The sequence below is a fragment of the Enterobacter mori genome (assembly GCF_025244905.1).
Taxonomy (GTDB): domain Bacteria; phylum Pseudomonadota; class Gammaproteobacteria; order Enterobacterales; family Enterobacteriaceae; genus Enterobacter; species Enterobacter mori_A.
Map to the genome: position 1 here is coordinate 283,475 of NZ_CP104285.1, position 15,201 is coordinate 298,675.

Below are 15,201 nucleotides of genomic sequence, written 5' to 3' on the forward strand. Positions count from 1 at the left end.
TCAGTGCCCTCCTTAGTCGAATTTCATACGTGTGGCTTTCAGGTTCACAATCGCCAGTGCGCCTACCAGCAGGAAGATCAGGGTGGCAATTGCCGCCGCCAGGCCGAAGTCCTGACCGCCGCCACCTTCGAAGGCGATGCGGTAGGTGTAGCTCACGAGCAGGTCGGTATAGCCTGCTGGCGTAGTCGTACCGAGTCGGTCCGGGCCACCGTTGGTCAACAGCTGAATCAGCACGAAGTTGTTAAAGTTAAAGGCGAAGCTGGCAATCATCAGCGGCGTCAGCGGCTTAATGAGCAGCGGCAGCGTAATCTTGAAGAAGTTCTGGAACGGGCCCGCGCCGTCCATTGCCGAGGCTTCGTACAGATCGTCCGGAATAGCCTTCAGCAGGCCCATGCACAGGATCATCATGTACGGATAACCGAGCCAGGTGTTCACGATGATAATCATCGAGCGGGCGGTGGTTGGGTCGCTGAACCAGGCCGGTTTGATACCGAACAGCGCGCTCAGCATCATGTTGATTTCACCGAAGCTCTGGTTAAACAGCCCTTTGAAAATCAGAATTGAGATAAACGACGGTACGGCGTACGGCAGAATCAACAGCACGCGGTAAATCGCTTTGCCCTTCAGGGATTCCCACTGGACGAGGCAGGCCAGTATCATGCCGACGGCTACGGTGAGGACCACGGTCAGGACCGAGAAAACGACCGTCCAGACGAAGATGGCGAAGAACGGTTTCTGAATGCCTTCGTCGGTAAACACGCGGGTAAAGTTGTCCCAGCCGATGGTGACGGTATAGCCCGGGCTGAGCTTGTCATCACCCCATTTTCCATCGGCAGTAATGGACTGATAGAAACCAATGTCATTATTCGGGCGATACTTCACGCCGCTCTGATTGTTGGTCAGGGTGCCGTCATCGGCAAGTGTGTACAGCGGCTGCGTGCCGGAGAACTGGCGCAGCGAGCTCATGGTCACTTTGCTTTCGTCAGGCAGCACGGCTGTGATCTGGGTCAGCGCCTGACGGTTTTGCGTAATCACGCGCAGGTTGGCACGTTCACCTTCCGGCAGGGCCGCAGCCTCTTTTAAGGTCAGCTTTTGCTCGCCACCAAATTTGAACGCGTCGGAGATATAGTTTTTGCCGCTCTCTCCGTCAGTGAGTGCTAACTTCCACTCGTCACCCGCAGGATACAGGCCGAAGTTAAAGGTCTTACCTGCCTGATAAGAACGATCCAGAAGCACCTGCGTTGCGCGTTCCTGCGCGAGCTGGTTAGTGCTGCTGTAGTTGGTGAACGCAATGGCGATGGTGCAGATCAGCGGGAAGAGAACAAACAGCCCCATCCCGGCCACGCCAGGGTAGACATAGCGCCAGGCGTAGGCTTTACGGTTGGCGAAAATATACAGGCCAGCAGAGCTTAAAATCAGCGTCATGATGGCAAACAGATATTCCCCTTGTACGTACATTAAAACAACAAGGTAACCCACCAGCAGACACAGCAGACCTATCACTGACCACTTCAGTGCGTCGCTTTGCCACCAGTGCTTCTTTTTAATGACATCCATGGGGTTCTTCCTCTACAACGGTGGAAACTTATCGTCAGGTGGCGCTGCGCTTACCTGACCTACGGATCGTGCCGTAGTCGTAGGGCGGGTAAGCGCACGCGCCACCCGCCGTTTTTCAGACTTACTTAGTAATACGACCCTGAGCATCTTTCAGCGCGGCATCAACAGTCTGGCGACCGCTTGCAGCGTTGATAACCGCAGTACGGGTGGCGTACCAGAACGCAGCCATCTGTGGGATGTTCGGCATGATTTCGCCTTTCTGGGCGTTATCCATGGTGGCCGCAATGCGTGGATCTTTCGCCAGCTGATCCTGGAAGGACTTCAGCGCAACGGCACCCAGCGGTTTGTCCTTGTTCACTTCATCCAGACCCTGATCGGTCAGCAGGTAGTTTTCCAGGAACTCTTTCGCCAGCTCTTTGTTCGGGCTGGCGGCGTTGATGCCCGCGCTCAGCACGCCAACGAACGGTTTAGACGGCTTGCCGTTGAAGGTTGGCAGCAGCGTGACGCCGTAGTTGATTTTGCTCTTGTCGATGTTGGTCCAGGCCCACGGACCGTTTATGGTCATCGCGGTTTCGCCTTTGTTGAACGCCGCTTCCGCGATGGAGTAGTCGGTATCCGCGTTCATGTGTTTGTTCTTGATAAGGTCAACCAGGAAGGTCAGACCCGCTCTTGCGCCTGGGCTATCTACGCCCACGTTCTTCACGTCATATTTGCCGTTTTCAAACTTGAACGCGTAACCACCGTCGGCAGCAATCAGCGGCCAGGTGAAGTACGGCTCTTGCAGGTTGAACATCAGGGCAGATTTACCTTTCGCCCTCAGTTCTTTATCCAGGGCAGGGATCTCTTCCCAGGTTTTCGGCGGGTTTGGTACCAGATCTTTGTTGTAAATCAGAGACAGCGCTTCAACCGCGATTGGATAAGCGATCAGCTTGCCGTTATAGCGTACGGCGTCCCAGGTGAACGGGAACAGTTTGTCCTGGAAGGCTTTATCCGGAGTAACTTCAGCCAGCAGGCCAGACTGTGCGTAACCACCGAAACGGTCATGTGCCCAGAAGATGATGTCCGGGCCATCGCCGGTCGCCGCAACCTGCGGGAATTTTTCTTCCAGTTTGTCCGGGTGTTCTACGGTAACTTTGATACCGGTGTCTTTCTCGAATTTCTTACCCACTTCGGCCAGGCCGTTATAGCCTTTATCGCCGTTAATCCAGATAACCAGCTTACCTTCTTCAATTTTGGCGAGAGCCGGTGCGGAAATCATCATTGCTGCCAGGGCGGACAATGCGAAAACGCGTGCGCCAGTCTTGATCTTCATATCTGCCATCCTTTTTTGGTGATGTGCTCGTGGATACACTGAGGTGGTTCAACGTGACTCAGTCTCCTTATTTGACATCCTCTTTCCATCCTCCCAGCCCCTACGCCCCACCCCCCGTTTGTGTGATCCCGGTTGCATAAATTTAAGTTATGAGTGCTGGCGCACATAAAAACCCACTGAATTTTGCAGGCGGCTTCACGAATTTAGCCTCCGCCTACCAGCCGCGGTCGCAGAGCCTGCTCTCTCATCCTCCCGCCTCCTCCCCCATAAAAAAGCCGGGGGGTGGAGGATTCACGAAAGTAATGAATACCCCATAGTGAACTTATCTTGAATGTTTCTGTCGGTGACAGGTTGTAACGAAGGGAGAAGGGCATGGCGAGCGTACAGCTGCGTAATGTAACGAAAGCCTGGGGCGACGTAGTGGTGTCTAAAGACATCAATCTGGACATCACTGAAGGCGAGTTCGTGGTGTTTGTTGGCCCATCAGGCTGTGGTAAATCTACTCTGCTGCGTATGATTGCCGGTCTTGAAACCATCACCAGCGGGGATCTGCTGATCGGTGATACCCGCATGAACGATATCCCGCCTGCCGAACGCGGCGTCGGTATGGTGTTCCAGTCTTATGCGCTTTATCCCCACCTTTCCGTTGCGGAAAACATGTCCTTTGGCCTGAAGCTGGCTGGCGCGAAGAAAGACGTCATCAACCAGCGCGTGACGCAGGTAGCGGAAGTGCTGCAGCTGGCTCACCTGCTGGAGCGTAAGCCGAAAGCACTTTCCGGCGGTCAGCGTCAGCGTGTGGCAATCGGCCGTACGCTGGTGGCAGAGCCGCGCGTGTTCCTGCTTGATGAACCTCTCTCAAACCTGGATGCCGCCCTGCGCGTCCAGATGCGTATCGAAATCTCCCGTCTGCACAAGCGTCTTGGCCGCACGATGATTTACGTCACCCACGATCAGGTCGAAGCGATGACCCTGGCGGACAAAATCGTGGTGCTGGATGCCGGCCGCGTGGCGCAGGTGGGCAAACCGCTGGAGCTCTATCACTACCCGGCAGACCGCTTTGTTGCGGGCTTTATTGGCTCGCCAAAGATGAACTTCCTGCCCGTGAAAGTGACCGCGACAGCCATTGAACAGGTACAGGTGGAGCTGCCAAACCGTCAGCAGGTCTGGTTGCCGGTCGACAGCGCCAACGTACAGGTTGGGGCAAACATGTCCCTGGGTATCCGCCCTGAGCATTTACTGCCGAGCCACATCGCCGATGTGACGCTTGAAGGTGTGGTTCAGGTCGTCGAACAGCTTGGTCACGAAACACAGATTCATATCCAGATCCCCGCCATCCGTCAGAACCTGGTCTACCGCCAGAATGACGTGGTGTTGGTAGAAGAGGGTGCCACATTCGCTATCGGTTTGCCGCCAGAGCGTTGCCATCTGTTCCGTGAGGATGGCACTGCATGTCGTCGGCTGCACAAAGAGCCAGGCGTTTAAGCATTCCAATTACAAAGAAAAGCAATGATCTCAGGAGATAGAATGATGATTACTCTGCGCAAACAAGTCCCTCTGGCAATCGCCGTTGCGGCAGGCATCCTGTCTGCCCAGGCAGGCGCCGTGGACTTTAAAGGTTATGCTCGTTCCGGCATTGGCTGGACCGGTAGTGGCGGTGAACAACAATGTTTTGCGACGACGGGTACTGGCGGTACTAAATACCGTCTCGGTAACGAATGTGAAACCTACGCCGAGCTGAAACTTGGCCAGGAAGTGTGGAAAGAAGGCGATAAGAGCTTCTATTTCGACACTAACGTAGCGTATTCCGTTTCTCAGCAGAACGACTGGGAATCCACCAGCCCGGCCTTCCGTGAAGCTAACGTGCAGGGTAAAAACCTGATTGAATGGCTGCCAGGCTCCACCATCTGGGCCGGTAAGCGCTTCTATCAACGTCATGACGTCCACATGATCGACTTCTACTACTGGGATATCTCTGGTCCTGGTGCGGGTATCGAAAACATCGATCTGGGCTTCGGCAAACTGTCTCTGGCTGCAACCCGTTCTTCTGAATCCGGCGGTTCTGCAACCTTCGCCGATCGTGATGCGAACGGCGACCGTATTTACGACAACGTCGTGCCAAACGATGTCTTCGATGTCCGTTTAGCGGGTCTGGAAACCAACCCAGGCGGTACGCTGGAGCTGGGTGTTGATTACGGTCACACCAACATTCCTGATGACTACTACCTGCAGCCTGGCGCCTCTAAAGATGGCTGGCTGTTCACTGCTGAACATACCCAGAGCATGTTGAAAGGCTTCAACAAGTTTGTACTGCAGTACGGTACGGACTCCATGACCTCTAACGGCAAAGGTATTCCGCAGGGCGGTAGCATTGATAACGACGGTTCTATGTGGCGCGTGCTGGACCACGGTGCAATCACCCTGGCAGACCGTTGGGACCTGATGTATGTCGGTATGTACCAGAACATCGATCGTGACAACAACAACGGTACCGAGTGGTGGACCGTGGGCGTTCGTCCAATGTTCAAATGGACGCCGATCATGAGTACCTTACTGGAAGTCGGCTACGACAACGTCAAATCTCAGAAAACTGACGAGAAAAACAGCCAATACAAAATCACCCTGGCGCAACAGTGGCAGGCTGGCGACAGCATCTGGTCTCGTCCGGCTATCCGTGTCTTCGCAACCTACGCGAAGTGGGATGAAAAATGGGGCTACGCAAATAACGGCGACACTGGCTACACCTCTGGCGTGGCTTACAGTGACACTTCTGCAAAAACCTTCAGCCGCGGTGACTCTGACGAGTGGACCTTCGGTGCCCAGATGGAAATCTGGTGGTAATTCGCAAGACCTGACGTAATGACCTAAAAAGAGGGGCGCAAGCCCCTCTCTCCTTAGGGTGCTGCGCGCTATTGCCTGGCCACCGCAGTGCTCACGCTATCAGAGGTAATAACAATGAAAATGAAGAAAAGTCTCGTCGCGCTGTGCCTCTCTGCGGGGCTGCTGGCCTGTGCTCCGGCTGTCACCTTTGCAGACGTCAATTTTGTTCCGCAAAATACCAGTGCTGCGCCAGCGATTCCGGCGGCGGCACTCCAGCAACTGGTGTGGACGCCAGTTGATCAATCAAAAGTACAAACCACTCAGCTTTCTGCCGGTGGTCAATCCCTGAACGTGCCTGGTATCAGCGGTCCGGTTGCGGCTTTTAGCGTGCCCGCCAATATTGGCGAACTGACCCTGACGCTGACCAGCGAAGTGAACAAGCAAACCAGCGTATTCGCGCCTAACGTGCTGATCCTCGATCAAAACATGACGCCATCAGCCTACTTCCCGAGCGACTATTTTAGCTATCAGGAACCGGGTGTAATGAGCGCTGACCGACTGGAAGGCGTGATGCGCCTGACGCCAGCGCTGGGACAGCAGAAGATTTACGTCCTGGTATTCACGACAGAAAAAGATTTGCAGAAGACGACAAAGCTGGTTGACCCGGCGAAAGCCTATGCGAAAGGCACCGGAAACTCTGTCCCGGATATTCCGGACCCACTTGCTCGTCATACCACAGATGGTCTGGTCAAACTGAAAGTCTCTACCAACAGTGCGTCAAGCGTACTCGTCGGCCCACTGTTCGGCTCATCCGGCCCGGGTCCTGTGACGGTAGGAAACACCGCAGCACCAGTCTATGCCGCACCTGCTGCTGCATCGGCCCCTGCTCCAGCACCAGCGAAGCCATCTGAGCCGGTACTGAACGACACCGAAGCGTACTTCAACAATGCCATTAAGCAGGCAGTGAAGCGCGGCGATGTCGACAAAGCACTGAAGCTGCTTGATGAGGCCGAACGTTTAGGTTCAACCACTGCCCGTTCCACCTTTATCAGCAGTGTAAAAGGCAAGGGGTAACCGTTTCCCCACAGTGCTGATTTGTTAGTAGTTTAGTGCGCCTGAGTGGGCGCACTTTTTTTGGTTCTCATCGCGCTGTTGCGCCATTGTTGCGATAGTGATCGCTAAATAACGTTTGACCGCCCTCAATCCGCGTTTCTGCGATACAATGCCATTACGTTATGTATCGGAGAGTCTGGCATGTCACACCCCGCGCTTACGCAACTGCGTGCGCTGCGCTATTTCGACCAAATACCTGCGCTTGACCCGGAGCAACTGGACTGGTTGCTGCTGGAAGATTCCATGACGAAACGTTTTGAGCAACAGGGCAAAACGGTCACGGTGACGATGATTCAGGAAGGGTTTGTCTCTGCCGATGACATCGCCAGCGAGCTGCCGCTGCTGCCGAAAGAAGATCGCTACTGGCTGCGTGAAATTTTACTGTGTGCTGACGGCGAGCCGTGGCTTGCCGGGCGAACGGTGGTGCCTGAATCTACCCTTTCCGGGCCAGAACTTGCCCTGCAACGATTGGGGAAAACGCCACTGGGGCGTTACCTTTTCACCTCGTCTGAACTAACCCGAGATTTTATTGAGATTGGCCGTGATGCCGACCTGTGGGGGCGTCGTTCCCGCCTTCGTCTGAGTGGTAAACCGTTAATATTGACGGAGCTTTTTTTACCGGCATCGCCGTTGTACTGAGAGGAAGACAAAATGGAGTGGAGCCTGACGCAAAATAAGCTGCTGGCCTATCACCGCTTAATGCGAACGGATAAACCGATTGGCGCGTTGCTGCTGCTGTGGCCAACGTTATGGGCGCTGTGGGTGGCGACGCCGGGCGTGCCGCCGCTGTGGATCCTGGCGGTGTTTGTTGCCGGTGTCTGGCTGATGCGTGCTGCAGGCTGTGTAGTAAACGACTATGCAGACCGGAAATTTGACGGACATGTAAAGCGAACGGCTAATCGCCCGCTGCCCAGCGGCCAGGTGACGGAAAAAGAGGCGCGCACGCTGTTTGTGGTGCTGGTGCTGCTCTCCTTCATGCTGGTGCTGACGCTTAACACCATGACGATCCTGCTGTCTGTCGCCGCGCTGGCGCTGGCCTGGGTCTACCCGTTTATGAAGCGCTACACCCATCTGCCGCAGGTGGTGCTGGGCGCGGCATTTGGTTGGTCGATTCCGATGGCGTTTGCCGCGGTTAGCGAGTCTGTCCCGCTCAGCTGCTGGCTGATGTTCCTGGCGAATATTCTTTGGGCCGTGGCGTACGATACGCAGTACGCGATGGTCGACCGCGATGATGATCTCAAGATTGGCATCAAGTCGACGGCGATCCTGTTTGGCCGTCAGGACAAACTGATTATCGGCATATTGCAGGTGGCGGTGCTGGCGCTGATGGTGGCGATTGGTCGCCTGAACGGCCTGAACTGGGAATTTTACTGGTCCGTGCTGGTGGCGGGACTGCTGTTTGCGTATCAGCAGAAGCTGATTGCGAAGCGCGAGCGTGAAGCCTGCTTTAAAGCGTTTTTAAATAATAACTACGTCGGTCTGGTGCTGTTCCTGGGCCTGGCGATGAGCTATTTTGGCTGAAAAAAAGCCCGGTGGCGCTGACGCCTACCGGGCCTACATATGTGCTGGATCGTAGGCCGGGTAAGGCGATGCCGCCACCCGGCTTTTTTACATCACTCGTCCTGCGTCGCGCTTTCAATCGTTAGACGTACATCTGAGGTAATCAGCTCGGCCAGCATCTGGTAAATCTTCATCGTCTCTTCCGGTTCGGCATCGCCCGTATCGCTGATAAACCCTTCATCACGCAGCGTCAGCACCAGTGAGCTGAATACCGCTTTGTCGAAGAACTCCGGTGCGTTAATGCCGTGCAGAACAGACAGGCGCTGTGCCAGCGTCCGGCTCTCTTTTTCCAGCGTACCACGGTTGATCGACGGGTTCGCGCTGAGCAGCCAGAAGGTGATGGCGTAGCGCTGCAGCGTTTCACGCGCACCGGCGGCCAGCAGCTGCAGGGTGCGGGAGCGGGACGGGTTGATATGCAGCTCGTCATTATTCAGGGTAATCAGCCCCTGACGACGCATCTCTTCCGTCATTTTATCCAGTTCTACCGCCAGCTCATCTTTACTCCAGCGCAGGAACAGCTCCGCTTTCAGCATCGGGTAGATAGCTTCAAGATGGCGCAACAGTTCCTGACGCGAAATGCGGCGATGCTGGGTAATAATGGCCGCCATCAGCGACGGCAACATCAGCATATGCGTGATGTTGTTGCGGTAGTACGTCATCAGCACCGCCTGCTCGCGCGGGAGGATGATGATGTCACCGATGGTGTCTTTTTCGACTTCGAACTTATTCATCTGCAGCGCGTGGTCGATAAGCTCGCTCGCGGTAGCAGAAGGCACAGTCGAATCAACCGAATACGGCACGTTGCGCATAATGTTCAGGTAGCAATCAAGCTGCTCGGTCAACTGCTCACGGGTGAGTGAGCGCTGGCGAGAGGCCAGAAGCGCGGTACAGCACAGGTTCATGGCGTTCGCCGCACCTGCGTTGTTAATGCGCACCATCAGCTCTGCAGCAATACCGTTCACCGTAGGCGTCAGCCACGCCGGACGTACCGCTTCGATAGGGTCGATAGACTCGCGCCACTCCGGGACATGGTTGTTCAGATACGTCATCAGCGGCATCGGTTCGCCAAAGTTCACGTAGCCCTGGCCAAGATTGCGCAGCTTGCTCAGGCCGCGCAGCATCTGCGGCAGGCTCTCTTTCTCTTTGGTCGCACCGCGCAGCTCTTTGGCGTAAGTGCCCACTTCCATGACGTGTTCATAGCCAATGTAGATCGGCACCAGCGTGATCGGACGCGTGCCGCCGCGCAGCATCGCCTGGATGGTCATCGATAGCGTGCCGGTTTTCGGATCGAGCAGACGCCCTGTACGGGAACGACCGCCCTCCACGAAGTACTCGACGGAATAGCCGCGGCTGAACAGCTCGCCGAGATATTCACGGAACACCGTGGAATAGAGCTTGTTACCCTTAAAGGTACGGCGAATAAAGAACGCACCCAGACGGCGGAAGATCGGGCCTGCTGGCCAGAAGTTCAGGTTGATACCCGCCGCAATGTGCGGTGGCACCAGCCCCTGGTGATACAACACATAGGAGAGCAGCAGGTAGTCCATGTGGCTGCGGTGGCAGGGCACATAAACAATTTCATGACCGTCGTGGGCCAGCTGGCGTACGCGCTCTGCGTTGTGGACGTTAATGCCCTGATAGAGACGGTTCCAGGTGAAACTCAGGATACGGTCAGAGAGGCGAATCATCTCGTAGGAGAAGTTCGCCGCGATCTCTTCCATCAGCGCAATGGCGTTCTGCTGTGCTTTCTCGTGGGAAATCTTCTTGCTGCGTGCTTCGTCTTCAACTGCGCGGGCAATCGCTTTGGAGGCCAGCAGCTTGTTGAAAAGATCCTGACGCGCCGGGAGACGAGGCCCAACGGCAGCCAGACGCTGGCGTGCGAAGTGCATACGCGCTACGCGTGCCAGTTTTTGCGCGATGATCTTGTCGGTGCCGTGCTCGTCCGCCATACGACGCAGCGAAACGGAAGGGGAGAAGCGCACAAAGCTGTCGCGTCCCAGCCAGGAGACCGCGAAGAACTTCTGGATGCCGTTGAGCATACGCAGCGGCGGATTCTCTTCGCCTTTTTCGCGGCCCGGACGGCGACCAAACATCACTGAGACCGGCACCATCTGCACATCCAGATCAGGATTGCTGCGGTGCAGGTCGAGATAGTCATGGAACAGCTTGATGGACTCTTCTTTCGGCGTGTAATAGGTAAACACGCGCGGCCCGCCGTGGATAAACACGTAGCGCGGCAGCAGAGTGCCATCAACTTCAAGCGGTTCAAGTGGGTCAGGTAAATCATGCGCCAGACATTGGGCGCGAAGCGTCAGCAGGTCTGCCTTCGAGTTATAAGGCAAAACATACATAATAGGGCGCGACGTATCGAGCCCTAATTCCAGCGCAGGTTCTGCTGGGATAGACTTACTTTTTACCAGGACGCTTAATGGTAAATTAAGTAATTTGTAGTAAATTCGTGGCCAGCCGGACATAAACGATGTAAAGCCTCTGGTTAATAATGCAATTGCGGCGCAAGGATAACAGAAAGCGCGCAAAATTTCTGTTGTTACCCGTCATACTTCAGGCTGCAGCAAAACGCGCTGCGCTCACAGTTACTGACGCTTTTTCCAATAAAAGGTTCTTTTAATGGCCAATAATACCACTGGGTTAACCCGAATCATCAAAGCTGCTGGCTATTCATGGAAAGGTTTCCGTGCCGCGTGGCTTAACGAAGCTGCTTTCCGCCAGGAGGGGGTCGCCGCTATCGTCGCGATTATCATCGCCTGCTTCCTTGATGTTGATGCAATAACTCGCGTGCTTCTCATCGGCTCTGTTCTTTTGGTGATGATAGTGGAAATTCTCAATAGCGCTATTGAGGCGGTTGTGGACCGTATCGGTTCAGATTTCCACGAACTTTCTGGCCGCGCGAAAGACATGGGATCTGCCGCTGTGCTGCTGGCGATTATCACGGCTGCTATCACCTGGGTCACGTTGCTTTGGTCACATTTCCGATGAGCCTCGAGGAATAATTAAGTCCCTGGTTTTTTGTGCAGTTTTTGGTTCCAAAATCGCCTTTGACTGTATATACTCACAGCATAACTGTATATACACCCAGGGGGCGGAATGAAAGCGTTAACGACCAGGCAGCAAGAGGTGTTTGATCTCATTCGGGATCATATCGGCCAGACGGGTATGCCACCCACGCGTGCGGAAATCGCTCAGCGTCTGGGCTTCCGTTCTCCAAATGCGGCCGAGGAACACCTGAAAGCGCTGGCGCGCAAAGGTGTGATTGAAATTGTGTCTGGCGCGTCTCGCGGCATTCGTCTGCTGGTGGAAGAAGAGACAGGCATTCCGCTGATTGGTCGTGTCGCCGCAGGTGAACCTCTGTTGGCCCAGCAGCATATTGAAGGTCACTATCAGGTCGATCCTGGTATGTTCAAGCCGAGTGCGGATTTCCTGCTGCGCGTCAGCGGGATGTCCATGAAAGATATCGGCATTCTTGACGGCGATCTGCTGGCCGTTCACAAAACACAGGATGTACGTAACGGTCAGGTTGTGGTCGCGCGTATTGATGATGAAGTGACAGTCAAGCGATTGAAAAAACAGGGCAACACCGTACAGCTGCTGCCCGAAAATAACGAATTCTCCCCGATTGTGGTGGATCTGCGCGAACAGAACTTCTCCATTGAAGGTCTGGCCGTTGGTGTTATCCGCAACGGTGAATGGCTGTAACCTCTTCCTGACAGGCTACGGGTCTCCGTAGCCTGGATCATTTTGCATTCCCGGTATTTTTCATGTCACTGCTGACAGCTTCTGATAAGGCATTGTGGCGTCTTGCACTGCCGATGATTTTTTCCAATATCACCGTTCCCTTGCTTGGCCTGGTGGACACTGCGGTGATTGGTCATCTGGATTCCCCCGTTTATCTGGGCGGCGTGGCGATTGGCGCAACGGCGACCAGTTTTCTCTTTATGCTGCTGCTCTTTTTACGCATGAGTACCACGGGGCTTACGGCACAAGCCTATGGCGCGAAAGATCCGCTGCGACTGGCGCGCGCGCTGGTGCAACCACTCATTCTGGCACTTGGGGCAGGTGCCTTAATCGTTCTCTTTCGCACGCCGCTGATTGATCTGGCGCTGCATATTGTGGGTGGCAGCGAGGCGGTACTGGAGCAGGCGCGTCGCTTCCTTGAAATCCGCTGGCTCAGCGCGCCCGCATCACTGGCAAACCTGGTTCTGCTGGGCTGGCTGCTGGGCGTGCAGTACGCTCGTGCGCCGGTCATCCTACTGGTAGTGGGAAACCTTTTGAACATCGTGCTCGACCTCTGGCTGGTGATGGGCCTGCACATGAACGTACAGGGCGCGGCGCTGGCAACAGCAGTCGCAGAATACGGCACGTTTCTCATCGGCCTGTGGATGGTCTGGCGCGTACTGGCCATGCGTGGCGTCTCCCTTGTCATGCTGAAAACCGCGTGGCGCGGCAACATCCGCAAGCTGCTGGCGCTGAACCGCGACATTATGCTGCGCTCATTACTGCTTCAGCTCTGCTTTGGCGCGCTGACGGTCTTTGGGGCGCGACTTGGGCCGGAGATCGTCGCGGTTAATGCGGTCCTGATGACGCTGCTGACCTTTACCGCGTATGCGCTGGATGGCTTTGCCTATGCCGTTGAAGCCCATTCGGGGCAAGCGTATGGCGCACGCGAAAGCGGCCAGCTCCGCGAGGTGTGGCGGGCGGCTTGCCGTCAGTCAGGCCTGGTGGCACTGGCGTTTGCACTCATTTACGCCTGTCTGGGTGAACAAATCGTTGCCTTACTCACCTCCCTCCCATCGCTGCGCGAACTGGCGAGTCACTATGTCGTCTGGCAGGTGATCTTACCGGTGGTGGGCGTGTGGTGTTATCTGCTGGATGGCATGTTTATTGGCGCGACGCGAGGTGCGGAGATGCGCAATAGCATGGCGGTCGCGGCTGCAGGTTTTGGCCTGACGCTGCTGACCTTACCGTATTTGGGCAACCACGGTTTATGGCTGGCACTGGCAGTTTTTCTCGCGTTACGTGGCCTGTCGCTGGCCTTTATCTGGCACCGTCACTGGCGAAATAACACCTGGCTGCCTTCCCGCCACGATATATCGTGACGGTTAAAGATTCCGAATATGAAATCAACCGCCGAATCCTTAACTACAATAATTATCACGTCCAGCAGAAAAGAACGTAACGGACGTTACGACCCGACGCTTAACTTAAGAGGACACGATGATGAATAAAGACGAAATCGGCGGCAACTGGAAGCAGTTCAAAGGTAAAGCGAAAGAACAGTGGGGTAAGCTGACGGATGACGATATGACCGTCATTGAAGGTAAACGCGATCAGCTTGTCGGTAAAATCCAGGAGCGTTACGGCTACGCAAAAGACCAGGCGGAAAAAGAAGTGGGCGACTGGGAAAAACGCAACGACTACCGCTGGTAACCGGGCTATACCCGAAAGTACAAGGAAGTACGCCCTGAGGGCGGCCATGAGCCGCCTTTTCTTTTGCCGTTAACGCGGCTTTTTCTTCACGAGAATAGAGTGATCGTGTTGGCATTCATCCTGATGACGACAGGATTCCACCTCCACGCACGCCGAGCACAGCCCGTGCGCTTCAATCACGTTATGACGCAGGGCGAAGCCCATTTTAGCCGCCAGGGTATGCATAATATCTTCCACGCCTTCCGCACACTCTTCCTTCACTGCGCCGCAGCGGTCGCAGATAAACATGGCTGAGGTATGGGTTGGCTGATCGAACAGATGGCACAGAACATAGCTGTTGGTCGATTCAACCTTGTGTACAAACCCTTGTTCGAGCAGAAAATCCAGCGCACGATAAACCGTAGGCGGTTTTGCCTGTGGCTCGGTTGCACGCAGCAAGTCCAGCAGGTCGTATGCGCTGATCGCCCCCTGTTGCAGGCTCATCAGGCGCAATACCTCGAGGCGCTGCGGAGTCAGGCGCACATTGCGTTGCGCACACAGCTTTTCGGCCTGCGCTAACAGCTCTTTTGTGGACTTATCCATTGAGCACCTCGGATGTAATAGGATGGAAAACCCTCACTTTATCATGTTCTGGTAAAAACACCGAGATCCACCAGGCTGTGCTATACCTGACGCATCGCAATTCGGGGAATTAACCATGAAAAGACCTGACTGTATTAAGCACTGGCAAGATGTGGAAGGTGCTGACGATTCTACCTATCCCGACAGTAACGAACTTTTTTCCATCGGCGCGCCCCTCGCTCGCAGGCTGGGCTTAGGCCGTATTGGTATTCATCATGAGCGTTTGCCGCCAGGCCGTCGTACGTCATACCCACATGCGGAAAGTGACGAAGAAGAGTTTATTTATGTGCTTGAAGGGCATCCGGAGGCCTGGATAAACGGCTACCTGTGGAAGCTTGAGCCGGGAGATAGCGTGGGGTTCCCCGCCGGGACGGGCATTTGCCATACCTTTATAAACAACACTGACGAAGAGGTACGGTTGCTGGTTGTCGGCGAGGCCAATAAAAAGCAAAACCGCATCTACTACCCGCTGAACCCGGTCTATGCCGCGACGCGCGAGGACCGCTGGGTAGATCATCCTCCTCAATTTTTTGGGCCGCATGACGGAAAACCCGAGCGGAAATAATTTTCCTCTTCTATAAATATTGAGGGCCGTCACAAATTACAACAGGCCGTAAGGGAATTTTACTTAGGGAAAGAAATAGCGGGTCTTTTACTTCTTATTCACAGCAATAGTTCGTTCCTGTTTGGGTGATAACAGACAGGGGTTATTTCATAACAGACTATAACGGGCATACTGTGAAAAAATATTTTAAATTTTCGGTGGTTAGCATTGC

At 54.9% G+C, this 15,201-nt stretch carries 14 protein-coding genes; 10 read left to right on the plus strand and 4 right to left on the minus strand.

Translation table 11 applies throughout. The features are described 5' to 3' along the window. Nucleotides 1-12: 12 nt before the first annotated feature. On the minus strand, nt 13-1,557 hold the full coding sequence (gene malF, locus N2K86_RS01375) for a maltose ABC transporter permease MalF (protein ID WP_260660205.1): 1,545 nt from the start codon (nt 1,555-1,557) through the stop codon (nt 13-15). 121 nt (nt 1,558-1,678) lie between these two features. After that, complete coding sequence (malE, locus tag N2K86_RS01380; protein ID WP_260660206.1) at nt 1,679-2,869, minus strand: maltose/maltodextrin ABC transporter substrate-binding protein MalE; 1,191 nt, start codon at nt 2,867-2,869, stop codon at nt 1,679-1,681. A gap of 372 nt (nt 2,870-3,241) precedes the next feature. Here malE and malK point away from each other — a divergent pair, with 372 nt between their 5' ends. The 5 genes from malK to ubiA all read left to right on the plus strand — a co-directional run bounded on the left by malK (nt 3,242) and on the right by ubiA (nt 8,320). After that, nucleotides 3,242-4,351: a maltose/maltodextrin ABC transporter ATP-binding protein MalK gene (gene malK, locus N2K86_RS01385; protein ID WP_221553121.1), complete on the plus strand. Its 1,110-nt coding sequence runs from the start codon at nt 3,242-3,244 to the stop codon at nt 4,349-4,351. 42 nt (nt 4,352-4,393) lie between these two features. Beyond that, complete coding sequence (locus tag N2K86_RS01390; protein WP_260660207.1) at nt 4,394-5,707, plus strand: maltoporin; 1,314 nt, start codon at nt 4,394-4,396, stop codon at nt 5,705-5,707. A 114-nt stretch (nt 5,708-5,821) separates the two neighbouring features. Continuing rightward, nucleotides 5,822-6,760 (plus strand): maltose operon protein MalM, encoded by a 939-nt coding sequence (gene malM / locus N2K86_RS01395; RefSeq protein ID WP_260660208.1) that lies wholly within the window; start codon nt 5,822-5,824, stop codon nt 6,758-6,760. A gap of 180 nt (nt 6,761-6,940) precedes the next feature. Beyond that, nucleotides 6,941-7,438 (plus strand): chorismate lyase, encoded by a 498-nt coding sequence (gene ubiC, locus N2K86_RS01400; RefSeq protein WP_089598607.1) that lies wholly within the window; start codon nt 6,941-6,943, stop codon nt 7,436-7,438. 12 nt (nt 7,439-7,450) lie between these two features. Then, nucleotides 7,451-8,320 (plus strand): 4-hydroxybenzoate octaprenyltransferase, encoded by an 870-nt coding sequence (ubiA, locus tag N2K86_RS01405; RefSeq protein WP_260660209.1) that lies wholly within the window; start codon nt 7,451-7,453, stop codon nt 8,318-8,320. A 92-nt stretch (nt 8,321-8,412) separates the two neighbouring features. On the opposite strand, the gene plsB is transcribed toward ubiA, so the two are convergent. Next, nucleotides 8,413-10,833, minus strand: a complete 2,421-nt coding sequence (plsB, locus tag N2K86_RS01410) for a glycerol-3-phosphate 1-O-acyltransferase PlsB (RefSeq protein WP_260660211.1) — start codon at nt 10,831-10,833, stop codon at nt 8,413-8,415. Between the two features lie 154 nt (nt 10,834-10,987). On the opposite strand from plsB, the gene N2K86_RS01415 reads away from it, so the two are divergent. The 4 genes from N2K86_RS01415 to N2K86_RS01430 all read left to right on the plus strand — a co-directional run bounded on the left by N2K86_RS01415 (nt 10,988) and on the right by N2K86_RS01430 (nt 13,804). Continuing rightward, nucleotides 10,988-11,356 (plus strand): diacylglycerol kinase, encoded by a 369-nt coding sequence (locus N2K86_RS01415; RefSeq protein ID WP_260660212.1) that lies wholly within the window; start codon nt 10,988-10,990, stop codon nt 11,354-11,356. A gap of 108 nt (nt 11,357-11,464) precedes the next feature. Next, a complete protein-coding gene (gene lexA, locus N2K86_RS01420) occupies nt 11,465-12,073 on the plus strand; it encodes a transcriptional repressor LexA (protein WP_089598610.1) in 609 nt (202 codons plus the stop codon). Between the two features lie 62 nt (nt 12,074-12,135). Then, on the plus strand, nt 12,136-13,473 hold the full coding sequence (dinF, locus tag N2K86_RS01425) for an MATE family efflux transporter DinF (protein ID WP_260660213.1): 1,338 nt from the start codon (nt 12,136-12,138) through the stop codon (nt 13,471-13,473). 121 nt (nt 13,474-13,594) lie between these two features. Continuing rightward, nucleotides 13,595-13,804 (plus strand): CsbD family protein, encoded by a 210-nt coding sequence (locus N2K86_RS01430; protein WP_014830284.1) that lies wholly within the window; start codon nt 13,595-13,597, stop codon nt 13,802-13,804. A gap of 69 nt (nt 13,805-13,873) precedes the next feature. Here the strand turns inward: N2K86_RS01430 and zur are convergent, their stop codons facing one another. Further along, nucleotides 13,874-14,386 carry a zinc uptake transcriptional repressor Zur gene (gene zur / locus N2K86_RS01435; protein ID WP_260660214.1) on the minus strand — a complete coding sequence of 171 codons (513 nt, stop codon included), beginning with the start codon at nt 14,384-14,386 and terminating at the stop codon, nt 13,874-13,876. Between the two features lie 115 nt (nt 14,387-14,501). Here zur and N2K86_RS01440 point away from each other — a divergent pair, with 115 nt between their 5' ends. Then, a complete protein-coding gene (locus N2K86_RS01440; protein WP_260660215.1) occupies nt 14,502-14,990 on the plus strand; it encodes a cupin domain-containing protein in 489 nt (162 codons plus the stop codon). The last annotated feature ends 211 nt before the right edge of the window (nt 14,991-15,201 follow it).